Here is a 25,550-nt window from a genome sequence, read left to right on the forward strand (position 1 = left end):
ACACCCGTACTCCTTTTCTTGTTCCAAGCATCATTTTAAGCGGCAACCGTGTGGCGATGTCGGTCCTTTTATGGACGCGCTGCCGCATCGAGGATCTCACAATGCTGGTGCGCGCCCACGAATGCCTCCTCGACTGCATCGAGGCTCTGTGCTGGACCCCGGCTGAAGAAGGAGTCAACCGAAGTGTCCATCCCCTGTTGGTGCCGCTCAAGACCGCGACGCGCGCGCCAAAGGCACAGGGCGCCCCCTTATGTTCTCGCCCTTCTCGAGCGGCGACAGCATGTTGGCGATGTTCAAGGGCTGGTGCCAGGCCGCCGGCTTGAGCCATCTCTTAGCCCATGGCGCACGTAAGGGCTGCAGCCAGTACGAGATCATGTCGATTCTCGGCCATTCGGAGGCCAAGACGAGCGAGGTCTACACCCGTCGCGTGGAGCGATGGAAGCTGGCGAAGGCCGCGATTGAGAGGGTGAATGTGTCTCACGCGCGGGGTTATCGTGGGACACGATTGGTCCGCGCGCCGTAGAAAATAACGGTTCTCAGAGAGAGCTTGGTGCGGTCGAGAAGACTCGAACTTCCACGGGTTGCCCCACAGCGACCTCAACGCTGCGCGTCTACCAATTCCGCCACGACCGCACGTCACGAAAAGACCGGTCGGAACCGGCCCGCGGCATGTAGCAAATCAGTATCGGCGAAACAAGGCCCCGATCGGGCACAAAAGGCCCAAATTCACAGTGTCGCAGAACCGGCGAAATTCGTGTCTTCTCGACCGCCCCAAACCGTGCTGGACTAGAGGCTTCCGGCGGGCCATATGATACCGGACACGCCATGCTTGAGCGCAATCATATCGCGACATCGTTCCTTCCGGCCCCGGGTTCGCCGGCGGTCGAATGGCGAGTCGCGCCGGGCTTTACCCCGTACGACGACGCCATCGCCTTCATGGAGCGCCATGCCGCCGCCATACGCGAGGGCAGCGCGCCCGAGTTGGTCTGGCTCGTCGAACATCCACCGCTTTATACAGCCGGCACGAGCTCGCAACCCGAGGACCTGCTCGAGCCGGGCCGCTTCCCTGTCTTCAAGACCGGTCGCGGCGGCGAATATACCTATCACGGCCCGGGCCAGCGAGTAGCCTATGTGATGCTTGACCTGAAGCGGCGTCGCGAGGATGTGCGTGCCTTCGTCGCTGCCCTCGAAGCCTGGATCATCGGCGCGCTTGCGGCCTTCAACGTCAAAGGCGAGCGACGCGAAGACCGTGTCGGCGTCTGGGTGGCACGGCCCGACAAGCCGCCGCTGCCGGACGGCGCGCCGGCGGAAGACAAGATCGCGGCGATCGGCATTAGACTGAGACGCTGGGTGAGCTTCCACGGGATCGCGCTCAATGTCGAACCGAATCTTTCGCATTTCAGCGGCATCGTTCCCTGCGGCGTGACCGGCCACGGCGTCACCAGCCTCGTCGATCTCGGCCTGCCGGTGACGATGGCAGACGCCGACGCAGCGTTGCGCGCGGCATTCGTCACGGTGTTCGGGCCCGTCCTCGATTCTGCGCCCGATGAACTGAAGGCAGTCGGCTGAAATGCGGCGCGGGTCCCTCGCCTCGACCCTCGCCGTGCTCCTTTCGCTCGCCCTTCTTCCTGCGCTCGAACTCCCTGCTTTCAGTCAACAATCTTCTGACATGCTTGCGCCGGAGGCCGGCAGCGGCGTTCAGCCCAAGCAAGCAGTTCATGCCAAGCAGCAGATGGTGGTCGCCGCCAATCCTGTTGCCGCTCAGGCCGGGCTGGACGTATTGCGCCAGGGCGGCAGTGCCGCCGACGCGCTCGTAGCGGTGCAGGCCGTGTTAGGATTGGTCGAGCCGCAGTCGTCCGGCCTGGGCGGTGGTGCTTTCCTCACATGGTACGATGCCAGTGCCAGATCGTTGACCACCTTCGACGCGCGCGAGACCGCACCGGCGGCCGCGACGCCACTGCTTTTCCTCGGGCCCGACGGCAAGCCGCTCGGCTTTTTCGATGCCGTGGTCGGCGGCCGCTCGGTCGGCGTTCCCGGCGTGCCGCGACTTCTGGAAAAGGTGCATCGCCGCTACGGCAAAAGGCCCTGGCAGGACCTCTTCGGCAGGGCGATCGAGCTCGCCGATTCCGGCTTCACTGTTTCGCCGCGACTCGCCAAGGTGATCGCCGAGGACGTCGGCCGACTCGATCGCCAGCCGGCGACGCGCGCCTATTTCTTCGATGCGGACGGGGCGCCGCTGAAGGCCGGCACCCTGCTCGTCAACAAGCCCTATGCCGAAACCCTGCGTATCGTTGCTTCCATAGGTGCCAGCGCATTTTACAAAGGCCGCATTGCGCACGACATCGTTGCGGTGGTGAACGGCCACCCGACCAATCCTGGCAGGCTCAGTCTGGCAGACCTCGCCGGCTATGAAGTAAAGCAGCGGCCAGCCATCTGCGCGCCCTATCGCGGCTATCAGGTCTGCGGCATGGGGCCGCCTTCTTCGGGTGCCCTTACGATCGGGCAGATCCTTGGGATGGTCGAGCCATTCGATATTGCCACGCTTGGCCCCGATGATCCCCAGGCCTGGCGCATCATCGGCGATGCTAGCCGCCTCGCCTTCGCCGACCGAGAGCGCTACATCGCCGACAGCGATTTCGTGCGGGTGCCGAGTGGTCTGCTCGACCCCGCCTATCTAAAGGCGCGCAGCGCGCTGATCCGTCGTGACACCGCACTGAACAAGGACGAGGTGATCGCCGGCGAGCCTCCATGGGAGAAGGCGGAGTTGCGTCGCGACGTGCCCGCGCTCGAGCTGCCGTCGACCTCGCATATCGTCATTATCGACGCGGACGGCAATATTGCCTCCATGACCACCTCGGTCGAGAATTCGTTCGGCTCCCGGCTGATGGTCGATGGCTTCCTGCTCAACAACCAGCTCACCGATTTTGCCTTCGATCCGGGTCCGCCGGACGCGGCTGTGGCCAATCGCGTCTGGCCGGGTAAGCGGCCGCGCTCGTCAATGGCGCCGACGATCGTGCTCAAGGATGATAAGCCGGTATTCGCGCTGGGCTCGCCGGGCGGCAGCATGATCATCCCCTTCGTCGCGACGACGCTGATCGCGCTGATCGACTGGAAAATGGACATGCAGGCTGCAGTCTCGCTGCCGCACCTCGTCAACCGCTTCGGCCCCTATGATATCGAAGCCGGCACGCCGGCTGAGGCGATGGTCGATGACCTCACCGCCCTCGGCTACAAGACGAATGTTGAGGAGATCAACTCGGGCCTCAACGGCGTTGCCCTTACCGCCGATGGACTCGTCGGTGGCAGCGACCCGCGCCGCGAGGGCGTGGCGGTCGGCGACTGATCGCGGAGCATCGCAATACCTGCTCTCGGAAGAAGCCGTCCAACGCCTTCTTGACGTCGAGGTCACGCGGGCAAAGCCGGCTGCTTACTGCCGCGTCACATCGCGCCGATCCACATCGCCATCGTCACCAGGAATGCGCTCATACACACCAGCGAAACGACGTCTTGAACAAGATCGTGCATCTTTCCCTCCTGTCATCGATTGTTCGATATTTGTTCTCATTTTGTTCAAAGTCAAGCGGCATCGCCCCACGCGTGCAGGGCAAACCGCCCTGCGGCAGGAAACAGGGTTAAGAAAAGCTTAACAAGGCTCTGATGCAGCCCGCCGTTGCTGCTGCTTTCCCAGGAAGTCGAACCAGCGCTGCGCGGCATGTAGCCCGTCGGTCAAACTACGAGCGGTGTCGCCGCTGATACTATCGCCCGCGTTCTCGGTACCCGGTGCACCAGTACCAGGGGGAACCTGCGGGGCAATTGGTCCCCGTGTCCACAAAGCGCGTCCCACTACTGTGAATCGAACCGGTAGAGGTGCCTGTGGACGTGCATGCCACCAGCGATGCGGCGAGCGCGGCAAGGTAGATCAGATTGCGCATGGCTATCCCTTTCCTCTCGAGCTTGCAGTCAGCCAACGCTGTCGGCCGGTTTGTTGTGGCGGGTCAACCCCCCGGTTGCGTAAAGTGAAGTCGCCGCCTGCTCAAGCAAACTCATGTCTGTGGTTACGGACATCGGCTCGCGGCGACGTTCTCCTGTTACGGTGGGGAGCGAACTTGCCGAAAGGAGGATTGTTCCACGGAACCCATGGCTCTTCTCAGGCATCTGGTTTCGGCCCTTCGCTCGTTGGTCGCCCCGCGCTATCGGCCTGAGCTTTATTACATGCGAGGGCCCGGGCCCGCCTGCGCGAAACGCCAGCGCCCCCCTCGCTAAATCCGCTCTCATAGCAGGCACAGCTGAAACAATGAGCTTTCCGGCATCGATTGGCTGCCATGCAGGTCTGCTTCTCGCCTCTGCTTAAGTGACGCAGCCGCTCGGCATGCGAATCGCAGGGCCACGCTGTTACAAACCCGGCTCACGGCGGCATGATGCCGTTGCCGCCATCATCAAACTGGCAGAAGGCTCTAGCGATCCTTCTTAAACGTGCGCCGCTTTAGAAGAATTCGCCGAGGAACGCTGCCGTTCGATCGGAGATGCCGACGATCTTGTTCGTTGCCTGACGATAGAATTTGAAATTGAGCTCGCTCTCGGGACGGCCATCGTTCCAATCGATGAACGGTTTGAGTTCGCTCCGCCCCAGGCGCCGCAGCGCCAACCCGATGCCTCTGACGGTGATGCTCACACGCGGCGTCTGCCGCGTGATGCCGGGTTTCTTGGCGATTGCTTCGGCGGAGGTGACGATGCCGCGCGCGACAAGTCCCTGCCCGCCCTCGTTCTCGCTCGCGAACAGGAAAATCACGTCGCCTTCGGCAATATGCTTGCCGCCATACATCGTCTTTTGCGCGGCGAACGTGAACGCCGGTGCCCGCGGATCGCAAATCTCGGCTTTGATCGCGAACGCCATGCTTCTCCCCTCACGCCAGAAATGAGCGTCAGCACTAGGCCGGAAGAGCCTTTCGATTAAGGGTGGAGCAAGCCTGCCTTTACGGAGAAAACCCCGTCGCCGGGGCTTTCTCCTTTGGGTCGGCGGCAGCTCCGCCCTACCCGTTCGCTTGCGCTACCGCGCGCTTGGCCATCACCGAGATGAGGTTGGCGCGATACTCGGGCGAGGCATGGATATCGCCCATCAGACCGTCGGACGGCACCTTGATGCCGTCGAGCGCCGAAGGATCGAAGTTCTTGGCGAGCGCAGCCTCGATCTCGCTGGCGCGGAACACACCGTTCTCGCCTGCCCCCGTCACCGCCACACGCACGCCGCCAGCGCCCTGCGCCACGAACACGCCGGTGATCGCATAGCGCGAGGCCGGATTCGGAAACTTGGCGTAGCCCGACTTGTCGGGGACCCCGAAACGCACCGCCGTCACCATTTCAGCCTCCTCGAGGGCTGTCTCGAACAGGCCGGTGAAGAAATCATCGGCAGCGATTTCCCGCCGATCCGTGACGATGGTCGCGGCAAGCGCCAGCAGTGCCGCCGGATAGTCCGCTGCCGGATCGTTGTTGGCGATAGAGCCCCCGATCGTGCCCTTGTTACGCACATGGGGGTCGCCGATATGGCCGGCGAGGTAGGAGACGGCAGGGACAGCGCCTTTGAGCGCCGGATCGGTCGCCACCTCGGCGTGGGTCGTGATGGCCCCGATCGTTACTGTGCCGTTCGCAACCTTGACACCTCTGAGCTCCGAGATATGGGCGAGATCGACCACTTCCGACGGTGAGGAAAGTCGAGTCTTCATGGCTGGCAGCAGCGTCATGCCGCCCGACAGGAACCGGCCCTCCGTGCCTTTCACTCTGTTGACGGCCTCGGTGACGGATATGGCCCGGTGGTAGTTGACGGAATACATCTGGTTTTCTCCCTGTAAGGGAGTAGGGGAATAGGGGAGTAGGGCAGTATGTGATCCGCTCGATGCTGGGCGGCTCGGCTGCCCTACTCCCCTACTCCCTCACTCCCCTATTCCCTTTTTCAATGCCTCGTTGCCGCCTTCAACGCCTTCCAAACCGTCTGCGGCGTGGCCGGCATTGCAAGCTCATTGTTGCCGATCGCATCGGTGATGGCGTTGATGACAGCCGGCGGCGACCCGATCGCTCCGGCCTCCCCACAGCCCTTGATGCCAAGCGGGTTGTTCGGGCACGGCGTGTTCGAGGTCGATACCTGGAAGGACGGCAGGTCGCTGGCGCGCGGCATAGTGTAGTCCATATAGCTCGCCGTCAGCAGCTGACCGCTTGTCGGATCGTAATGGGCGCCCTCGAGCAGCGCCTGGCCAATGCCTTGCGCTATGCCTCCATGGACCTGGCCCTCGACAATCATCGGATTGATGATGTTGCCGAAATCGTCGGCCGCCACGAACTGGATGATCTCCGTCAGACCGGTTTCCGGATCGACCTCGACCTCGCAGATGTAGCAGCCCGCCGGGAACGTGAAATTCGCCGGGTCGTAGAAAGAGGTCTCCTTCAGCCCCGGCTCCATGCCGGCCGGCAAATTGTGCGCGGTATATGCCGACAGCGCCACCTGGGACCACGGCACCTTCCTGTCGGTGCCGGCGACCTTCAATTCGCCGTTCTCGATGACGATGTCGCCCTCGTCGGCCTCCAGCAGATGCGCGGCGATCTTCTTTGCCTTGGCCTCGACCTTGTCGAGCGCCTTGACGATGGCCGACATGCCGACCGCACCCGAGCGCGAGCCGTATGTTCCCATGCCCATCTGCACCTTGTCGGTGTCGCCATGCACGACCGATACCTGCTCGATCGGTATGCCAAAGCGCCCCGAAGCAACCTGCGCGAAAGTGGTTTCGTGGCCCTGGCCGTGACTATGTGAGCCGGTGAGGATCTCGATCGTGCCCACCATGTTGACGCGCACTTCGGCCGATTCCCACAAGCCGACGCCGGCGCCCAGCGAGCCGACGGCCGACGAGGGCGCGAGGCCGCAGGCTTCGATATAGCAGCTCATGCCGATGCCGCGCAGCTTGCCGCGCTTCTTCGCCTCATCCCGCCTGGCCGGGAAGCCGGCATAGTCTGCCGCCTTCGTCGCTGCGCCGAGCGATGCATCGTAATCGCCGGCGTCATAATTCATGATCACCGGCGTCTGGTGGGGGAAGCTCCTGATGAAGTTCTTACGGCGCAGCTCGGCCGGCGAAAGCCCGAGCTCGCGCGCGGCCGTCTCCATCATGCGCTCGAGCAGATAGGTGGCCTCCGGCCGCCCTGCCCCGCGATAGGCATCCACCGGCGCCGTATTGGTGTAGACCGTGCGCACATTGGCATAAATGGCCGGTATGTCGTACTGGCCCGACAGCAGTGTCGCGTAGAGATAGGTCGGCACGCAGGACGAAAAGAGCGACATATAGGCGCCGAGATTGGCGATCGTGTCGACCTTCAACCCGATGATCCTGTTGTCCGCGTCGAAGGCCATCTCGACCTCGGTCACGTGGTCGCGGCCATGCGCGTCCGACAGGAAGCTCTCGGTACGGTCGGCGACCCATTTCACCGGCACACCTGTTTTCTTGGAGGCCCAGCAGCAGACGATCTCTTCCGGGTAGATGAAGATCTTCGAGCCAAATCCGCCTCCGACATCCGGCGCGATCACGCGCAGCTTGTTCTCCGGCGCGACGTTGTAGAAGGCGCTCATCACGAGCCGCGCCACATGCGGGTTCTGCGAGGTAGTCCAAAGCGTGAAGTGATCTTCCGCCTTGTCGTAGTGGCCGAGCGCCGCCCGTGGCTCCATGGCGTTTGGAATGAGCCGGTTGTTGACGATATGCATCTTCGTCACATGCGCCGCCCGCGCGATCGCCGCGTCCGTGGCGGCCTTGTCGCCCAGCCCCCAGTCGAAGACCAGGTTGTTCTCGGCTTCCGGATGGATCTGCGGCGCGCCGGACTGCAATGCCTTGATAGAATCGGTGACCGCTTCCTTCTCGTCATAGCTGACGGCCACGGCCTCGGCCGCGTCACGCGCCTGTCCCTTCGTCTCGGCGATCACGATCGCAACGGCATCGCCGACATAGCGGACGCGATCGACCGCGAGCGGCGACCACGCCCCCATCTTCATCGGGGAGCCATCATGGGATTTGATCATCCAGCCGCAGATCAGGTTGCCGATGCCGTCCGCTTTCAGCTCCTTGCCCGTCAGCACGTCGATGACGCCCGGCATCGCCTTGGCTTCGGCAACATCGATGCCGGCGATCTCGGCATGTGCATGCGGGCTCCTCACGAACACCGCGTGCTTCATGCCCGGCACGACCATGTCGTCGACATAGCGGCCGAGGCCGGTGATGAACCGCTTGTCTTCCTTGCGCGCAACGCGTGCGCCGATGCCTTCGATGCCCATTTGAAGATTCCTCCCAGAATTCTTTCGGGAGGGCAGTAGGGCAGTAAGGCAATAAGGCAGTAGGGGAATAGCGGATTTGCCCTCGCGCGCTCCTACTGTCCTACTCCCCTATTGCCGTATTGCCCTATTGCCCTGTTGCCCTATGCAGCCGCCTTAGCCGCCGATTTCCCCATCGCCTCTGCCGCGGCGAGGATCGCCTTGACGATATTGTGGTAGCCGGTGCAGCGGCAGATATTGCCTTCGAGCTCGGCCCTGACTGTCTTCTCGTCGAGACCTGCCGGGTGGCGGTTGATCATGTCCACCGCGGCCATGATCATGCCCGGCGTGCAGAAACCGCATTGCAGTCCGTGATGCTCGCGAAACGCAGCCTGGACCGGATGCAGCTCGGCGCCGTTGGCGAGCCCTTCGATGGTGACCACGGTCGAGCCTGAGGCCTGGGCCGCAAGCATGGTGCAGGACTTCACCGCCTTGCCGTCGACGTGGACGACGCAAGCGCCGCATTGCGAGGTGTCGCAGCCGACATGCGTGCCGGTAAGGCCAAGATTTTCGCGCAGGAAATGGACCAGCAGCGTGCGGTCCTCGACGACGCCTCCGACCGTACGGCCGTTGACGACAAGAGATACTTCAGACATCGAAACTTTCCTCCTCAAAAGCGCTTATTCCACCGGCGTGTCCGGCTGGCCCGCAAGGTTCTGGGTTGCGACTGCGCTCTGCCCCACTCGGCCTGCTCAGGGTGCCGAGTATAGCCAGAATGCTGCCCACTGTTGCAAGGGTATATTGTACTTTCGGCCGACAGCAAGGAAGGGCCGGGGCCATTGGATTCCGGTCCCGTGCTTCGAACTGAGGTCAGGCGGCACGCTGCACCGACTTGGCGGTCGCCTTCGCCTTTCGTGTGGCGCGCCATTCCTCGAAACGCTGCACGATCACGAAGAACGAGGGCACGAAGAGCACGGCAAGGCAGGTCGATGCGATCATGCCTGAAAAGACGGTAATGCCGATGGATTTGCGTGCGCTCGCCCCCGCACCGGTCGCCACGACCAGCGGAGCCACGCCGAGGATGAAGGCGAATGAGGTCATCAGGATCGGACGGAAACGTGCTCGCGCCGCCTCGACCGCCGATTCGATGATTGGTGTCCCCTTTGCACGCAGCTCGCGCGCGACCTCGACGATCAGGATGGCATTTTTGGCCGACAGCGCGATCAACAGGATCAGCCCGATCTGGACATAGAGATTGTTGTCGATGTGCAGGCCCGTGAGCACCAGAGCGGGTCCAACCAGCGACATGGGCGCGGCGAGCAGGACGGATATCGGCGCAAGCCAGCTCTCATATTGGCCGGCGAGCACCAGATAGACCAGCAGCAATGCCATGCCGAACACCAGATAGATTTGGCCGCCGACGATTTTCTCCTGGTACGAAAGCGCGGTCCAGTCGTAGCCGGTGCCGGGCGGCAGCGTTTTTGCGGCGATCTCCTCCATCAGCTTCATCGCGTCGCCCGACGAGAAGCCTGCGGCCGGCACGCCGGTGATCGAGGCGGTTGGATAGAGGTTGTAGAGGCTGATCAGCGAGGGACCGACGATCTGCGTGACGGAGAGCACCGTGCTCAGAGGTATCATGTCGCCATTCTGATTGCGTACGGTAAGGCGGCCGATGTCGTCGGTGTTCAGCCGGAATTCGGAATCGCCCTGGACATAGATCTGAAAGACACGCCCGAACTTGTTGAACTGGCTGACATAGCTCGAGCCGAGATATCCGGCGAGCGTCTGAAAGACGGCGTCGGTGGTGAGCCCGAGCTTCTGTATTTTCTCGCGGTCGATGTCGAGCCGATATTGCGGCACATTGGCTCTGAACGGCGCCATCAGACGCTGGATGCCCGACTGGGTCTGAGCGGCCTTCACTATGGCGTTTGTCGAACCCTGAAGCTTGTTGAGGTCGAAGCTGCCATCGCGCAACTCGACCTGCATGCTGAAACCTGCGGCATTGCCGATGCCTTGGATCGCAGGCGGCGGCAGAACGAGGACAGTGCCGTCCGGCAGATTGGCAAGGCTGCGGTTCAAGCCCGTATAGAGCGAAAGCAGGTCCTCGCCCTTGCCGCGCTCGCTCCAATCCTTGAGGATGATATAGGCAACGCCGGCATTGGCGAGCGTGGCATTGTTGTCGAGCGGCGACACGCCCGCGATCGTGACGACCTGGTCCACCCCGGGCGTCTGCTTCGCTATTTTCGAAACCTGATCCAGCGTCGATTGCGTGCGGCCGAGCGAGGCGCCGTCCGGCAATTGCACGGCAGCGAGCAAATAGCCTTGGTCTTCGACCGGGATGAAGCCGGTTGCCACGCGCGATATGCCATAGCCGGCAAGCCCGATGACGATCAGGCCGATGATGCCGACGATCATGCTGTGCCGCACCATCAAGCCTATCAGCCGGGCATAGCCGTTCTCGGCACGCTGGTAGACCGCGTTGAAACCCCGATAGAAGAAGTTGCGCTGGTCGAGCGGAACGGGGCGTCTCAGCCAGGTCGCGGCCTGGGTAGGCTTCAGCGTCGCCGCATTGACGGCGCTCAGCAGCGCCGTGGCGGCGATCACCAGCGCAAACTGCGCATACATCTGTCCCGTGAGACCAGGCAGGAACGCTGCCGGCAGGAACACGGCCATCAGCACCAGCGTGATGCCGACGATCGGCCCAAACAGCGCGTTCATGGCGGCGATCGCCGCATCATGGCCCGACATGCCCTGCTCGATATTGTGAGCGGCGCCTTCGACCACGACGATGGCGTCGTCGACGACGATACCGATGGCGAGCACGATGGCGAACAAGGTCGAAAGATTGACGGAGAAACCCAGCGCAGCCATGGCGGCGAAGGCGCCGATGATCGTCACCGGCACCGTTGTGGCGGGCACCAGCATCGCCCGCCAGTCCTGCAGGAAGACGAGAATCACGATCAGCACCAGCACAGCAGCTTCGATCAGCGTCTTGTAGACCTCGTTGATGGCCTGGCTGACGAAGATCGTGGTGTTGAACGGAATGGAGTAGGTGACGCCCTGCGGGAACGCCTTCGACAGTTCCTGCATCCGCGCGTCGACTTGCTTCGCCACGTTGAGCGCGTTGGCGCCGGGCGCCAGGAAGATGGCCATCCCGGCCGCCTGTTTGCCGTCGAGATTGAAGAACTGGCTGTAGGTCTGAGCACCGAGCTCGACACGGCCGACATCGCGCACGCGCGTCAAGTCACCGTTCGAACCGGTCTTGACGATGACGGCACCGAACTGGTCGGGCTTGTCGAGCCGGCTCTGCACCTCGATCGTATATTGGAAGGATTGGTTGCCCGGCGCCGGCGGCGCACCGACCTGGCCGGACGTGACCTGTTCGCTCTGCTGCTGCAGCGCCTGGATGACGTCCTGGGCGGTGAGGCCGCGTGCCTGCATCTTCTCCGGATCGAGCCAGATGCGCATCGAATACTGGCCGGCGCCGAACACGGTGACGCTGCCGACGCCGGGCAGCCGGGCGATCTCGTCCTTCAGGTTGATGGTGGCGTAATTGCTGAGATAGAGGCTGTCGCGGCTGTTGTCCGGGGAGGTCAACGTCACGATCTCGAGGATCGAGGTGGATTTTTTCTGGACGTTGACGCCCTGCACCTGAACCGGCTGCGGCAGCGCCGCGAGCGCGGCGGATACCCGGTTCTGCACCAGCACCTGCGCCTTGTCGAGGTCGGCGCCGATCGCGAAGGTGACGGTCAGGTTGTAGCTGCCGTCCGATCCGGCGAAGGACTGCATGTAGATCATGTCCTCGACGCCGTTCACCTGCTGCTCGATCGGCAGCGCCACCGTGTCGATCACGGTGCGCGCGCTGGCCCCCGGGTAGCGGGTCGTCACTGAAACCGTTGGCGGCACCACGTTCGGATACTGCGCCACCGGCAGCACAAGAAGCGAGACGACGCCTATAACGACCATGAGGATGGCGATGACATTCGCCAGAACCGGTCGCTCTATGAAGAATTTGGAGATCATTGCACGACGCCATCCGTCGCGGCGGCAGTCAGGGTCTTCATCTGCGGCTCGATCTTCTGACCGGGCACGGCGGTCAGCAAGCCGGAAACGACGACGCGATCATCGGGATTGATGCCCGCAGTGATCACACGCAGCTCGCCGACGAGTTGACCGATCTGAACGGTGCGCTGCTCGACCACGTCGTCCTTGCCGGCAATGAGCAGATAACGGCCGCTCTGGTCGCTGCCGATCGCCCGATCCGGAACGAGCAGCATGTCGGGTTCAGCGCCGAGCGGCACCCGCACGCGCGCGAAGAAGCCCGGCAGGAGCGGACGGCCCTTGTTGTCGAATACGCCGCGCGCCGCCAAAGTGCCCGTGGAGGCTGTGACCGTCGGCGAAGCGTAGTCGAGCAACCCCTTATGGGGATATCCCTCTTCGGTTTGCAGCCCGATTTCCACCGGCACTTTCTTGAGATCCTGAGGCTTCAGACCGCGTTTGGCCATGGCGGCCCGAATGCGCAGCACATCCTGTTCACTTACGTTGAAATTCACGTAGATGGGGTCGAGCTGGACGATGTTTGCGAGCGTGGTGGCGCCGCCGGTGCCGACAAGCTCGCCGACCGATACCTGCCGCGCCGTGACCAGGCCGTCGAAAGGCGCCTTGACTTCGGTATAGCTCAGATTGAGCTCGGCCTGCTTGACGTCGGCTTCGGACTGCTTCTGCTTGGCCAGGTCCGCATCACGCGCCGCAGCCGATTGATCCACGGTCGACTGCGCGACGACCCTCTGCTTGAGAAGGTCGACCTGGCGCTGATAGTCGGCCTGGGATTGCTTCACGGAAGCATCCGCAGCGGCCTTCCCGGCCTGCGCCTGCTCGAGGGCAAGCTGATAGGGTTCCTGCTCGATGACGAATAGCCTGGTCCCCGCCTTGACCTCGTCGCCGTCCTTATAGTCAATTTCCTGTAGGAAGCCCTGCACGCGCGCCACCAGCGCAATGTCGTTCACCGCAACCGTGTTGCCTGTGGCGTAGAGATACCGCGTCACGGTCTGCTTGACCGGCAGGGCGACATCGATCCTCGGTGGCGGAGGCGCAACATAGGCGTTCTTCTCGCTGCAGGCCGAGATCGTCGCTGCTGCCGCGAACGCAACGCCGATAGCCAGCGCGGCCCTTCGCATACGGTGGAGCTTTCTCGCCATCGGCGTGCCCTCCAAACGCTTTCCCAAGTTTACTTGACGGCAGGCCGTAGCGGAAGTGAGCTAGCTTGTTCATCCCATATTAAGGGGGGCTGCGCATCCGCCGCCATAGGGCTTCCAGCAACAAGCCCCCGCCGTCGGCCAAATCGGCTGCGGATGGACATTGCCAAATCTCCCTTCCGAGACGATGATCCATGCACACCGGCGCCCCAGACTGCCGGAGGAAGATGCTGGAGGAACGTTCGAGCCGTGCACTCGTGCGCCCAATATGCATGCGGCATTGCAGCTGTCTCGTTCGCCGGAGGGACAGCCGACGAGTTTGCGGCGGCTGTAGCAGAAGCAGCCGAAAAGCACCGTTCCAGCTTTGCCTTCCTGTTCCATTCGCTCCTTGCCTTCGAGACCGAGGCCCTTGCCGCGGCGATGGAGAGACATGCGCCTGCCCTGGCGCATGCCGGCTGCACGACCGCCGGAGAGATGACGCCGACGGGCATAAGCGACGGCGAAGCGCTTGCAATTCTGCTTCCTGCCGAGCGCTTCACGGTCGTCTCGGCTATGATCGAAAACATACGTGCGACCAGCATGGATGGCCTGACGGAAATCGTCGAACGGCTGAAGTGCGAACTCGCCGAACGAGCCAATGGCAGGCGGGGCCTTCGCCGCTTCGCGCTTTCTCTGATTGACGGCCTGTCCTTCGCCGAGGAGGCGGTGACGGCCGCCTTCCATTGGGCGCTCGATGACATCCCGCTGATCGGCGGCTCCGCGGGCGACGACCTGCGCTTCGAGAAAACGACGCTCGTCAGCAACGGCCGCGTCGCATCGAACTGCGCGATCATTCTGCTCGTCGCGACCGACGTCCCTTTCCATGTCTTCAAATCGGAAAATTTCGTGCCGACCGCCAAGAAGCTGGTCGTGACCGAGTCGGACCCGGACCGGCGCATCGTCCGCGAGTTCAATGCAGCGAGCGCGGCCGTGGAATACGCGGCAGCCGTCGGCGTGATGCCAGATCAGCTCACGCCGATGAGCTTCGCCTCCCACCCAGTGGTCGTGCGCGTGGGCGGCGAATACTATTGCCGCTCCATCCAGAAGGTGAATGCCGACGGCTCCTTGTCCTTCTTCTGCGCCATCGACGACGGCATCGTGCTCTCCATCGCACAGCCAAAGGGCATGGTGGAATCTACCCGAAACGCGCTGAAGGAGCTTGGCGAGCGGCTCGGCGGTCTCGACATGGTGCTCGCCTTCGATTGCGTGCTCCGCCGGTTAGACGCCCGCAACAGGCAGGTCTTCCGTGACATGTCGGAACTCTACCGCGCCAACAATGTGATCGGTTTCGGTACTTACGGTGAGCAGTACCGTTCGATGCACCTCAACCAGACGCTCACCGGCATCGCATTCGGCCTCAAACAAGCCGTCGAGTGAGATCCCTGCGAATAGCGAGTAGGGAATAGCGAGTAGTGAACAGTGACTAGTCAGGCCTACGCAAGAAAAAGAAACGCGAAACGCTGGCCCGCAGATTTAGCGTCACTCACTATTCGCTACTCACTATTCGCTATTCGCTGAGTTTCCTGCAATGGCCATTCACGATATCAATGACATCGACCGGCTGAAGAAGATCAATCAGGCGTTGATCTCGCGCGTTGAGCGCTCAATGGAGCAGCACGGGAACGCTTTCACCCTGTTCCAGGCGACGATCAGCCTGGAAGGCCAGGTCAAGGCGCGTACCGAGGAGCTGCGCGCCACCTTGCGGCGGCTCGAGCAATCGAATCTGGATCTGGTCGCAGCGAAGGAGAATGCCGAGCGCGCCAACCTGTCGAAAACGCGGTTCCTGGCAGCCGCGAGCCATGACGTGCTGCAGCCGCTCAACGCCGCGCATCTGTCGATGTCGGCGCTTGCCGATCTACAGACGAGCGAGGAAGGCAAGAAGCTCGTCCGCCAGGTCGAGCGCTCGCTGGAAACCATGGACGATCTGCTGCGGACCCTGCTCGACATTTCCAAGCTCGATGCCGGCGTTGTGCGCCCGGAAGTGACAAACGTGCCGCTCGAGCCGCTATTTGCGGCCCTGAGGTCGGATTTTCAGCCGCTCGCAGCCAAGAAGGGGTTGCGGCTCAGATTCCGGCCTACCGCGCTGACCGTGCGCTCGGATCGCACTCTGCTCAGCCGCATCCTGCAGAACATCGTCTCCAACGCGCTGCGCTATACCAGTGCGGGCGGCGTGCTGGTCGGAGTGAGGCAGCGCGGCGGGATGGTGCTGGTCGAGATCGCCGATACGGGCAGCGGCATTCCGGCGGACCAGCATCAGGCGATCTTCGAGGAGTTCCATCGCGGGCCGATAACCGCGCATGGCGAGTTGTCCGGCGGCGGACTGGGACTGGGTCTTTCGATCGTGCGGCGCATGGTCGATGCACTCGGTCACAAGATAACGTTTCGTTCGGTGGTCGGTCACGGCACGGTGTTCCGGCTCGAGCTTCCGATCGGTGCTCCCGTGAGGACCGACGGCAACGCGCCGGCAACGGACGTCGAGCGGCCACGCGGCTATGGCCTCTTCGGCACCAAGGTGCTTCTGGTCGACAATGACAGCCAGGTGCTCGAGGCGATGCGCGTGCTGCTCGAGCGCTGGCAATGCGACGTGCGTGCCGCGGTCTCGAACGACGCCGCGCTCCACCACCTTGGCGACACCGCCTGGCTCCCCGACATCATCATTGCCGACCAGCATCTCGATCAGGGTGAACTCGGCACGGAGACCGTCAATCAAACCCGCGCTTACCTTCAGCGCAACGTGCCGGCGCTCATCATCACTGCCGACGCCTCCGACGAGATGGAGCGCGTGGCGCGCGCGACCGGCGCGGAACTGATGCTGAAACCTGTGAAGCCCGCTCAGCTCCGGGCGTTGCTGGCGCATTTGCTGGCTTAGGGCGCCGTCAGCGGAACAGGTCGGCGTTGTCCAGCTTGGAGACCTCGATCACCGCCTGGGTGCGGCTGTAGACGTTGAGCTTGCGCAGGATTTCCGAGACATGCGCCTTCACGGTCGTTTCGCCGACCTGCAGCTCGTAGGCGATCTGCTTGTTCAGCATGCCTTGGCGCAGCATCTGCAGCACGCGCAGCTGCTGCGGTGTGAGAGTTGCGAGCCGCCGCACCATTTCGGCCCGGTCGGCCGAATCGCAATCATCGGCGGGCGCGCCATAGCCTTCAGGCGTATAGATCGCCCCCTCCATGACATGGCGGATCGCGGCGGCCAGTACGCTCTTTCGCGCCGATTTCGGGATGAATCCGGCTGCCCCGTAGGAGAGCGCCTCGGAAATGATCTTCGGCTCCTCATGCCCGGAGACGATGACGACCGGCAGCTGCGGATGCCGCGTGCGCAGCTGGAGCAGACCTTCGAAGCCGTGGACGCCTGGAATGCTGAGGTCGAGCAGAGCAAGATCGAAGAGCTTCGGCCCCGAGAGCAGGCCGAGCGCTTCGGAAACCGTGCGCGCCTCGACCGTCTCCACCTCTGGATACTCGAGCTGCACCGCGCTTTGCAGCGCCTCGCGGAACAGCGGATGATCATCGATGATCAGGAAGCGTGCGCTCTCCTGCCCGGTCATCGCACCGGTCCTTTCGGCAAACGCGGGACCCGCCGATGCTTCGCGCCCCGCCGCAGAGGGTATTGGTCGCCCGGCATCGCTGGCTCCCATGATCATACGAACAGGATAGTTCTATCTGACTCGGATGATCACTGCCAAATAGTACAGTGGGCTGCAGAATTCCCTAGAGCTTCGTCCAGGCGCCGTTCTTTTTGGACGATTTCACGCAGGCTTCAACGAAGGCGACGCCCTCGACGCCGTCATAGACCGTCGGGAAGACCACATCTTTCGGCAGCTTGCCGCCCTTCCGGCGCGCTGCACGGATCGCCCGCGCCGCCTCGGCATAGATGTTGGCGAAGCCTTCGAGATAGCCCTCCGGATGGCCGGACGGCACGCGGGTGACGCGCGCTGCCGCGGGCCCCGCCCCCGCGCCGGCACGCGTCAGCAGCCGCTTCGGCTCGCCGAACGGCGTATACCATAGATAGTTCGGGTCAGCCTGTGTCCATTCCAGCCCGCCCTTGGTGCCGTAGACGCGCAGCTTCAAGCCGTTCTCGTTGCCCGGCGCGACCTGGCTCGCCCAGATCATGCCCTTGGCGCCGCTCTTGAAGCGCAGGAGCACGTGGGCGTTGTCGTCGAGCTGGCGCCCTTCGACGAAGGAATCGAGGTCGGCCGCAAGCGAATCGAGCTCCAGACCAGTGACGAAGCGCGCCAAATTATAGGCATGTGTGCCGATGTCGCCGGTCGAGCCGCCAACGCCGGACCGCTTGGGATCGGTGCGCCAGGAGGCCTGCTTCTGGCCTGTCGTCTCGATGTTGGTTGTCAGCCAGTCCTGTGGATATTCCGCCTGCACCACGCGGATATCGCCGAGCTGTCCCTTGGCGACCATCTCGCGCGCCTGACGGATCATCGGGTAGCCGGTGTAGTTGTGGGTGAGCACGAACACCTTGCCGGTGTTCTCGACGATCGCCTGGAGCTTCTTGGCGTCGGCGAGGGAGGAGGTGAGCGGCTTGTCGCAGATCACATGGATGCCGGCCTCTAGGAACGCCTTGGCCGGCGCGAAATGCATGTGGTTCGGCGTGACGATCGCGACCGCCTCGATGCCGTCGCCCCGCTTGGCTTCGGCCTTGGCCATCTCCTGGAAGGAGCCGTAGCTCCGCTCAGGATCGAGGCCGAGCTCTGCAGCCGACGCCCTGGCCCGTTGCGGATCTGACGACAGCGCGCCGGCGACGAGCTGGAACTCGCCGTCCATGCGGGCTGCAATGCGGTGCACGCCGCCGATGAAGGCCCCCTGCCCTCCGCCCACCATCCCGAGCCGGATCGGCCCTTCCGCCTTCTCGCTCCTGCCTTCGATTGCCATCGAGAAATCCTCCCTCGCAATGATTTGGCTCTCCTTTCGGAGAGTCTGAAAGAGCTCAGTCCTAAACAGATGCCGTTTCAGATCCCCAGCATCGCCTTGATCTGCTTCTTGTCGGTCTTGCCGCCGGCAAAATCGTCGAACGCCTTCTCGGTGACGCGAATGATGTGGTTGGCGATGAATGGCGCGCCTTCGGCAGCGCCGTCTTCGGGATGCTTCAGGCAGCATTCCCATTCGAGCACGGCCCAGCTGTCGTAGTCATACTGCGCGAGCTTGGAGAAGATGCCGCCGAAATCCACCTGGCCGTCCCCCAGGGAACGGAAGCGCCCGGCCCGGTTCACCCAGCTCTGATAACCGGAATAGACGCCCTGGCGACCGTCCGGATTGAACTCGGCGTCCTTCACATGGAAGGCCTTGATGCGCTCATGATAGATGTCGATGAAGGCGAGATAGTCGAGCTGCTGCAGAAGAAAGTGCGACGGGTCGTAGTTGATGTTCGCACGCTTATGGCCGCCGACTGCATCGACGAACATCTCGAAGGTCGCGCCATCGAAGACGTCCTCGCCGGGATGGATCTCATAGCCGATGTCGACGCCGTTCTCGTCATATACATCGAGGATCGGCTTCCAGCGGCGGCCGAGTTCGGCAAAGGCTTCCTCGATCAGACCAGCCGGACGCTGCGGCCATGGATAGAGATAGGGAAAGGCGAGCGCGCCGGAGAACGAGACCGAGACGTCGAGACCGAGATTGCGCGATGCCTTGGCCGCGCTCTTCACCTGCTCGACCGCCCATTTCTGCCGCGCCTTCGGGTTGTTGTGGACGGCGGCCGGCGCAAAAGCGTCGAACGCGCTGTCATAGGCTGGATGCACGGCGACGAGCTGACCCTGCAGGTGCGTCGACAGCTCCGTGATCTCGACACCGGCATCCTTGCAGATGCCCTTCACCTCGTCGCAATAGGCCTTCGACTTCGCAGCCTTCTCGAGGTCGAACAGGCGACCGTCCCAGGTCGGTATCTGAATGCCTTTGTAGCCGAGCCCCGCGGCCCATTTAGCGATCGCCGGCAGACTGTTGAACGGCGCTGTGTCACCGGCGAACTGCGCCAGAAATATCGCGGGACCCTTCATGGTTGACGGCATGTTCCTCTCCTCGCCTGTCGTTCGGCGCTTGGCGCCTTGAATCTTCCTCGATTACTCCCACGGCCCGGAGGGGCCGGCAAGATCGGGAGACAGCAGGCAGCGTGGCAATGTGGCGATGGGCTTAACAAGCAGCCGAAATCTTCCCTGCCCTGCCCTTTTACCTCGCCGCCTGGCCCTCTTCCCAAACGTGCGAAGCCGATGGCGCCCCACCCGACGCCATCGGCTTCCACGCCACATGCCCCTACCCGTCTCTGGTAATACCAAATCCGGCGATCAGGTCAAGAAAATACAATTTTAGATGGAGGCGAAAACCAAACTTGAGTGATTACCGCAATACCATGATATTCCACGCATTTTCCTACAATCTGACCAGGATGCCGCGCCTTCTTGCGGCACATTCCGAAATGCTATAGTAATTTGGCCACACCTAATTGGTAGAACCAGTTTGGCAAAAAACTGGAGTGCCTTGCAGGGAGGAGCGGTATTCCCGCGACGTGCGGGCGCCATGGTCAGGCGAACTCTGGAAAAGGGAAGAGAATGCATCTTTCGACGCACAATTGGATGCGGGCCGAACCGCTGGAAACCACACTCAAGCGCATCAAGAAATTCGGCTACGAATCAATCGAAATCTCCGGCGAGCCTGAGCAGTACAAGACGGCCGAAACACGTAAACTTCTCAAGGAATACGGCATCCGATGCTGGGGCGCCGTGACCCTGATGCTGGGCGAGCGCAACCTTGCCGCGAAGGACCAGGGGCAGCGCGAGCGCTCGGTGCAATATGTGAAGGACGTGCTCACCATGGTGAGCGAGCTCGACGGCGAGATCATCACGCTCGTCCCGGCCACGGTCGGCAAGGTCGTTCCCGACGGGACGCCCGAGGAAGAGTGGAAATGGGTGGTCGACGCCACTCGCGAGTGCTTCGCGCATGCGAAGAAGGTCGGCGTCAAGGTGGCGATCGAGCCGCTGAATCGCTTCGAGACCTATCTGTTCAACCGCGGCGCGCAGGCGCTCGCGCTGGCCGACGCCGTATCGCCCGAATGCGGGGTATGCCTGGACGCTTACCACCTGCACATGGAGGAGTTCAACGTCCACGACGCCATCAGGCAAGCCGGGAAAAGGCTGTTCGATTTCCACGTGGCCGACAACAACCGCTTCGCGGCAGGGCTCGGCATGATCGACTGGCCAAAGATCGTCGGCACGCTGAAGGAAGTCGGCTATAACGGCGCCCTCACCAACGAGTTCGTCGCACCGGTTGACCGCACGCCGGCGGCTCCTTATCCGGACATGGTCGAGCGCAACCCGGTCGACATCTCACCCGAGCAGCTGAAATTCATCCAGGATCATGGCTCCAGCCTGCTCACCGAGAGCTTCTACACCGACCAGATGCGCATCACTGCCGAGACGCTGTTGCCGCTGATCGGCAAGAAGATGCCGAACTGAAGCGCCGGACGCCGATCTCCGAGGAAACGAGCCTTTCCGCCAGGCTGCGGAAAGGTTGAGGGAAAAGATGCGCATTAAAGAGGTCAAAGCCTGGTGGGTTCGCATACCCATCGAAACCGCGCGCCAGCACCGGAGCGATTTCGGCCAGGTGCGCACCTTCGATGCTGCGATTCTACGCATTACGACCGATGACGGCATCGTCGGCTGGGGCGAGGGCAAGAACGCTGCCGGCAGCGCTGGCAATTACGGTGCACTCGTCCACATGATCAACCACGAGATCGGGCCGATGCTGGTCGGCCGCGATCCGCGCGATATCATGCCGATCTGGGAGATGCAGTATAACGGCACCCGCGCCGAAAGCGCGGCCGACCAGGGCCATGCAATGCCGCAGATCGCCCGTCGCGGCATGAGCGTCGCCGCTATCAGCGCCGTCGACATTGCGCTGTGGGATATTTTCGGCAAATCGGCGGGCCAGCCCGTGTGGCGCCTGCTCGGCGGACGCAAGAAGGAGGCGATGCCGGCCTACGCTTCCGGCGGCTGGGCAAGCGTCGACGAAATCGGCGAGCAGCTCACCTCCTATCTCAAGGCAGGCGGCTTCACGGGCGTAAAGATGCGCGTCGGCGCGATGGACGGTCCGCCGCATATCTCCGCGGCCCGCGTCCGCGCCGCCCGCGAAGCAATCGGCCCCGATGTCGATCTGATGGTCGATGCGCACGGAACCTATACGGTGGCTGACGCCAAGCGCTTTATACAGCTCGTCTCTGACCAGAACCTCGCCTGGTTCGAAGAGCCGGTCATTGCCGACGACAAAACCGGAATGGCCGAAGTGCGCGCTGCCGGCAACGTCCCGATTGCGGCTGGCGAGAGCGAGGCGACCCGCTTTGCCTTCCGCGACCTTGCAGTGCTGAGGTCGGCCGATATCTTCCAGCCCGACCCGGCCTTCTGCGGCGGGATAAGCGAGGCAATGCGGATCGGCACGATCGCTAGCGCCTTCAACCTGCGCTTCGCGCCACATCTTTGGGCGGGCGCGCCCTGCTTTTTTGCCGGGCTCCATGTTTGTGCCGCATCGCCGGCGAGCTTCGTGATCGAATATTCGCTGGGCGCCAATCCGATGATCCATGACCTCGTCGAAGAGAAGGTCGAGGTAAAGGACGGTATGATAGCGATTCCCGATAGACCTGGGCTCGGATTCACGATTTCCGAGCGCTTCCTGGAGGCCCACGCGCAGGGTTGAAGATGAAAGAGAATAACCTGCTGGCCGAGCTCGCAGCCTTTCTTTTCGCGCGTAGCGACGCCGAGACGGCGAGGACCCCCTCGGAGCGCGAGCTCGCCGAGCATTTCGCAGTAAGCCGCGGCCAGATTCGCGAGGCGCTGGCGATCCTCGAGGCGATGCAGATCGTCGAGCGACGAGCAAAGTCCGGAATCTACTTGACCACGCGAAATGCGAGCGTCGAGGCAATGGCATTGTTCGCCAGGGCCGGTGTGCCGCTCGATCCGGTGCAGATCTACGAGACGGTCGAGATCAGGAAGATTCATGAGATCAAGGCCGCCGAGCTCGCGTCTTCCCGCGCGACGGAGGAGAATTATCAGCGGCTGCGCGAAATCCTGAAATCGTCGGAGGACAGGATCGCAAGAGGCGAAGGCCTCGCCCGCGAAGATCGCGATTTCCATCTGGAGATCGTGCGCGCCACCAAGAACGTGCTCTTCCATCGCATATGCAGCGTCTACTACGTGCTGGGCGAGCAGCGGCTGCCGATCTATTTCAGCGACATCGAGCGCAGCCGGAAATCGCATGCCGAGCATCTGCAGATATTCGACGCGCTGCTAAGGCGCGACGGCAATCTCGCGCAGGCCCTGATGAGCGCGCATCTGCAGGGAGCCGAAAGCTACTGGAAGGACTTGATTGCAGGATCCGGCCAGTCCCAGCCGGCGCCGGCCCTCGAAAAAGTCTGAGTTGGCTCCAAAAGTGTCCCACGTTTTTGAAATAGGAGCCTGCGACAATCGTCAAAGGAACGCATGCAGACATTTGTGGGATAGCCCACCAATGTCTGCTTAGAGGCTTTGGCAATGCCGGTCATCTATTCAACCCACGGGCTACATCCGCGTGCCATGGAAATGCTCGGCAAATCCGGCGAGCTCAGGATCGCATCCGCGCTCGATGCGGCTACGCTTGCCGTGGAAGGCCGCGAGGCTGACATAGTCATCGTGCGGGCGCCGCTGCCCCCTGCCCTATTCGAGAATGCCCCGAGACTGCGCGCGGCCATCAGGCATGGTGCCGGGCTCGACATGATCCCGGTGGATGCGGCAACCAAGGCCGGCGTGCTGGTCGCCAACGTGCCCGGCGTCAATGCGCGCTCCGTCGCCGAGCATGTGTTCCTGGTGACCCTCGCGCTTCTGAGGCGGTTCCGCTCGATGGACCAGGATCTCCGCCGGCGCGGCTGGCTGGCGGGACGCGAGCATGCCGAAGGATCGCTGGAGCTTGCCGGCCGCACACTCGGCGTGGTCGGCGCCGGCGCCGTCGGCAAGGCTGTGACCGCGATTGCCCGCGGCGGTTTTGGCCTCACTGTCATCGCCAACAGCCGCAATGCCAAGAGTTTGCCCGAGGACGTGCGCTTCGTCTCCATCGATGAGATGGTCGCAGAGGCCGATATCGTCGTGCTCGCCTGTCCGCTGACGTCCGAGACGACGGGACTCTTGAGCCGCGAGCGCATCCGCCGCATGAAGCCCGGAGCGATACTGGTAAATGTCGCACGGGGCGCGGTGGTGGACGACGCCGGGCTGATCGAGGCGCTGCGCGAGCGCAGGCTCGGCGGTGCTGCTCTCGACGTTTTCGCGACCCAGCCGCTGCCATCGGATCATCCGTATTACTCGTTCGACAACGTGATCGTCACACCGCACATGGCAGGCATCACTGAGCAGAGCATGATGCGCATGGGTGTCGGCGCGGCCGAAGAAGCGATCCGCGTGCTTTCCAATCGCGTGCCGGTCAATCTGCGCAATCCGGAAGTGCTGGCAGAGTATCGGCGGCGCTTTCCAGGGAATGGTGAATAGTGAAATGGTGAATGGTGCGGCCATGCATCCAGAAACTACCATTCACTATTCACCACTTCACTATTCACCATTCACGCGTGCTCTAGAATGTTGACCAGCTTTCCGAACGGGTCGCGCACAAAGAAACGGCGCACACCCCAGGGCTCCTTCGCCGGACCGTATTCGATAGGAAATCCTGCGGCCTTCATGCCCGCAAGCACAGCATCGAGATCGTCGACTTCGATCGACAGGTCTGGCACCGCCGTGCCTGAGCCGCCCTCGGTCATGAAGCTGATTTGAACGCTCATCTCCTCGCCCGAGCCAAAGGTCGCGATCCAGCCCATATCCATCAACAGGTCGAGGCCGAGCACATCCTGATAGAAGCGGCGGGCCGCCGCGACGTTCTTCGTGGCGATATTGGCGACGATACGTCTGACGGTCATTCTGCTCTTGCCTCTATCATGATTCAGTCTGCCGCTTGGGCGGCATCGTCCTGTAACAACCAAATGCCATGGTTCGCTTCGAGCTACGAGGGGAAGTTTCATGGCCGATCCGCAACCAGACCTGATGGATGCCACGTACCGGCTGTTCGCGCTCTCATTCGAGCTTGTCGACGCCGAGTTCGAAAGGCTGCCGGGCCAGCTCGCCACCACATTGACGAGCCCCGCAGTTCAGGACGCGATCAAGAAAACTCTGCTCGACTTCGCCAAGTCTCAGCAGAAGAAGGGCGAATCGACCGTCCTGTCTCCGGAAGAGGCGAAGAAGTTCACCGACGCGCTGACTCGAAGCGCGCAGGACGCGGCCACCACCGAGCTGATCTCGCAAATTAAGAAAACACCGCAATATACGCGGCTCGTTGCCAGCTTGGAAACCTTCAAGAAGGCGGCTGAATCTTCAACTCTCGGCGTTTGGGTCGACCGCAACAAGAACATTCTATATGTCGTCGGGGCCGCGCTTTTGGTCGGCGGCGGTACGGTTCTTTACGTGACCAAAACCGGCGGGCCGGTGCTGAACGCTGCGCTCTCGCCTGTGCTGGATCGCTCCTTCGATGTCATTCACATCGGAGCTCTGAAGCTCAGCGTCGACAAGCTGGAATTCAAGCCTGACGCAAGAGTGCTCGGCGCAAGAGTGGCCAGCACCGTGCATTGGGACAGACTCGATGTGACCCTCAAGCTGGGAGTGATCGCTCAGGGCGCACAGTTTCAGCAAGCCACCGGCGAAGCGGTGGTGAAATCCGGTCCTGTCAGCATTTCCGCGAACGCCGGCGCCAATGCCGGCAAACCAGTCAATCTCGGGCTGAGGGTCGAATATCAAACCGGCAAGTTCAAGCTCGGGGTTGGCGCAATTTATCAGGATAGCCTGCCGAGCGGCTCGGCGTCCGCGAGCTACAGAGCCGGCAAGTACGGCGACTTCGGGCTCAACGCCGGCATCGGCGAACGCAAGGAAGGCGGCACCAAATCCGAAGTCATGGCGACCTGGTCGATCCCGTTCTGATCGGCACCAAGAGCTGTGGAGCACCTTCACAGATCCTTTGCAGCGCTCTAGCCGGAGCCGATC

General features: G+C 62.5%; 20 protein-coding genes and 1 tRNA gene. 10 read left to right on the forward strand and 11 right to left on the reverse strand.

The annotated features are described in order from the left end of the window. Nucleotides 1-250 precede the first annotated feature (250 nt). Nucleotides 251-523 carry a hypothetical protein gene (locus SAZ10_RS01005; RefSeq protein WP_318607295.1) on the forward strand — a complete coding sequence of 91 codons (273 nt, stop codon included), beginning with the start codon at nucleotides 251-253 and terminating at the stop codon, nucleotides 521-523. A 25-nt stretch (nucleotides 524-548) separates the two neighbouring features. Here SAZ10_RS01005 and SAZ10_RS01010 read toward each other — a convergent pair. Beyond that, nucleotides 549-633, reverse strand: a tRNA-Leu gene (locus SAZ10_RS01010). A 192-nt stretch (nucleotides 634-825) separates the two neighbouring features. Between SAZ10_RS01010 and lipB the strand changes: the two genes are divergently transcribed. Beyond that, a complete protein-coding gene (gene lipB, locus SAZ10_RS01015) occupies nucleotides 826-1,569 on the forward strand; it encodes a lipoyl(octanoyl) transferase LipB (RefSeq protein WP_318607296.1) in 744 nt (247 codons plus the stop codon). A gap of 1 nt (nucleotide 1,570) precedes the next feature. After that, nucleotides 1,571-3,343, forward strand: a complete 1,773-nt coding sequence (gene ggt / locus SAZ10_RS01020; protein ID WP_318607297.1) for a gamma-glutamyltransferase — start codon at nucleotides 1,571-1,573, stop codon at nucleotides 3,341-3,343. Nucleotides 3,344-4,483: 1,140 nt separating this feature from the next. Here ggt and SAZ10_RS01025 read toward each other — a convergent pair. The 6 genes from SAZ10_RS01025 to SAZ10_RS01050 form a co-directional block, all read right to left on the reverse strand. Continuing rightward, nucleotides 4,484-4,894 (reverse strand): hypothetical protein, encoded by a 411-nt coding sequence (locus tag SAZ10_RS01025; protein ID WP_318607298.1) that lies wholly within the window; start codon nucleotides 4,892-4,894, stop codon nucleotides 4,484-4,486. A 136-nt stretch (nucleotides 4,895-5,030) separates the two neighbouring features. Then, a complete protein-coding gene (locus SAZ10_RS01030) occupies nucleotides 5,031-5,828 on the reverse strand; it encodes a xanthine dehydrogenase family protein subunit M (RefSeq protein ID WP_318607299.1) in 798 nt (265 codons plus the stop codon). Between the two features lie 119 nt (nucleotides 5,829-5,947). Further along, on the reverse strand, nucleotides 5,948-8,302 hold the full coding sequence (locus SAZ10_RS01035) for a xanthine dehydrogenase family protein molybdopterin-binding subunit (RefSeq protein WP_318607300.1): 2,355 nt from the start codon (nucleotides 8,300-8,302) through the stop codon (nucleotides 5,948-5,950). A gap of 140 nt (nucleotides 8,303-8,442) precedes the next feature. Further along, nucleotides 8,443-8,934, reverse strand: coding sequence for a (2Fe-2S)-binding protein (locus SAZ10_RS01040; RefSeq protein ID WP_318607301.1), 492 nt, complete (start codon nucleotides 8,932-8,934; stop codon nucleotides 8,443-8,445). A gap of 214 nt (nucleotides 8,935-9,148) precedes the next feature. Further along, a complete protein-coding gene (locus SAZ10_RS01045) occupies nucleotides 9,149-12,301 on the reverse strand; it encodes a multidrug efflux RND transporter permease subunit (protein ID WP_318607302.1) in 3,153 nt (1,050 codons plus the stop codon). Beyond that, nucleotides 12,298-13,476: an efflux RND transporter periplasmic adaptor subunit gene (locus tag SAZ10_RS01050; RefSeq protein ID WP_412535133.1), complete on the reverse strand. Its 1,179-nt coding sequence runs from the start codon at nucleotides 13,474-13,476 to the stop codon at nucleotides 12,298-12,300. The genes SAZ10_RS01045 and SAZ10_RS01050 overlap by 4 nt, the downstream gene beginning before the upstream one ends. Before the next feature lie 246 nt (nucleotides 13,477-13,722). Between SAZ10_RS01050 and SAZ10_RS01055 the strand changes: the two genes are divergently transcribed. Together SAZ10_RS01055 and SAZ10_RS01060 are read left to right on the forward strand one after the other, a co-directional pair. Next, entirely contained in the window at nucleotides 13,723-14,889 is a 1,167-nt protein-coding gene (locus SAZ10_RS01055) for an FIST N-terminal domain-containing protein (RefSeq protein ID WP_318607303.1), read from the forward strand. A 151-nt stretch (nucleotides 14,890-15,040) separates the two neighbouring features. Further along, nucleotides 15,041-16,381, forward strand: a complete 1,341-nt coding sequence (locus tag SAZ10_RS01060; protein WP_318607304.1) for a hybrid sensor histidine kinase/response regulator — start codon at nucleotides 15,041-15,043, stop codon at nucleotides 16,379-16,381. Nucleotides 16,382-16,388: 7 nt separating this feature from the next. On the opposite strand, the gene SAZ10_RS01065 is transcribed toward SAZ10_RS01060, so the two are convergent. The 3 genes from SAZ10_RS01065 to SAZ10_RS01075 form a co-directional block, all read right to left on the reverse strand. Further along, complete coding sequence (locus SAZ10_RS01065) at nucleotides 16,389-17,054, reverse strand: response regulator transcription factor (protein WP_318607305.1); 666 nt, start codon at nucleotides 17,052-17,054, stop codon at nucleotides 16,389-16,391. A 163-nt stretch (nucleotides 17,055-17,217) separates the two neighbouring features. Next, nucleotides 17,218-18,390, reverse strand: coding sequence for a Gfo/Idh/MocA family oxidoreductase (locus SAZ10_RS01070; protein WP_318607306.1), 1,173 nt, complete (start codon nucleotides 18,388-18,390; stop codon nucleotides 17,218-17,220). Between the two features lie 77 nt (nucleotides 18,391-18,467). Then, a complete protein-coding gene (locus SAZ10_RS01075; RefSeq protein WP_318607307.1) occupies nucleotides 18,468-19,523 on the reverse strand; it encodes a sugar phosphate isomerase/epimerase in 1,056 nt (351 codons plus the stop codon). Between the two features lie 537 nt (nucleotides 19,524-20,060). Here SAZ10_RS01075 and SAZ10_RS01080 point away from each other — a divergent pair. The 4 genes from SAZ10_RS01080 to SAZ10_RS01095 all read left to right on the forward strand — a co-directional run bounded on the left by SAZ10_RS01080 (nucleotide 20,061) and on the right by SAZ10_RS01095 (nucleotide 24,014). Then, nucleotides 20,061-20,963 carry a sugar phosphate isomerase/epimerase gene (locus tag SAZ10_RS01080; RefSeq protein ID WP_318607308.1) on the forward strand — a complete coding sequence of 301 codons (903 nt, stop codon included), beginning with the start codon at nucleotides 20,061-20,063 and terminating at the stop codon, nucleotides 20,961-20,963. Between the two features lie 67 nt (nucleotides 20,964-21,030). Continuing rightward, the gene (locus tag SAZ10_RS01085) at nucleotides 21,031-22,197 is read left to right on the forward strand and encodes a mandelate racemase/muconate lactonizing enzyme family protein (protein ID WP_318607309.1); all 1,167 of its coding nucleotides are present in this window, start codon (nucleotides 21,031-21,033) and stop codon (nucleotides 22,195-22,197) included. Nucleotides 22,198-22,199: 2 nt separating this feature from the next. Further along, entirely contained in the window at nucleotides 22,200-22,916 is a 717-nt protein-coding gene (locus SAZ10_RS01090) for a FadR/GntR family transcriptional regulator (RefSeq protein ID WP_318607310.1), read from the forward strand. A gap of 114 nt (nucleotides 22,917-23,030) precedes the next feature. Beyond that, entirely contained in the window at nucleotides 23,031-24,014 is a 984-nt protein-coding gene (locus SAZ10_RS01095) for an NAD(P)-dependent oxidoreductase (RefSeq protein WP_318607311.1), read from the forward strand. Nucleotides 24,015-24,085: 71 nt separating this feature from the next. Here the strand turns inward: SAZ10_RS01095 and SAZ10_RS01100 are convergent, their stop codons facing one another. Then, a complete protein-coding gene (locus SAZ10_RS01100; protein ID WP_318607312.1) occupies nucleotides 24,086-24,436 on the reverse strand; it encodes a VOC family protein in 351 nt (116 codons plus the stop codon). A gap of 100 nt (nucleotides 24,437-24,536) precedes the next feature. On the opposite strand from SAZ10_RS01100, the gene SAZ10_RS01105 reads away from it, so the two are divergent. Next, a complete protein-coding gene (locus SAZ10_RS01105; RefSeq protein WP_318607313.1) occupies nucleotides 24,537-25,487 on the forward strand; it encodes a hypothetical protein in 951 nt (316 codons plus the stop codon). Nucleotides 25,488-25,550: the final 63 nt, after the last annotated feature.

The organism is Mesorhizobium sp. BAC0120, assembly GCF_033542235.1.
GTDB lineage: Bacteria > Pseudomonadota > Alphaproteobacteria > Rhizobiales > Rhizobiaceae > JAWRCU01.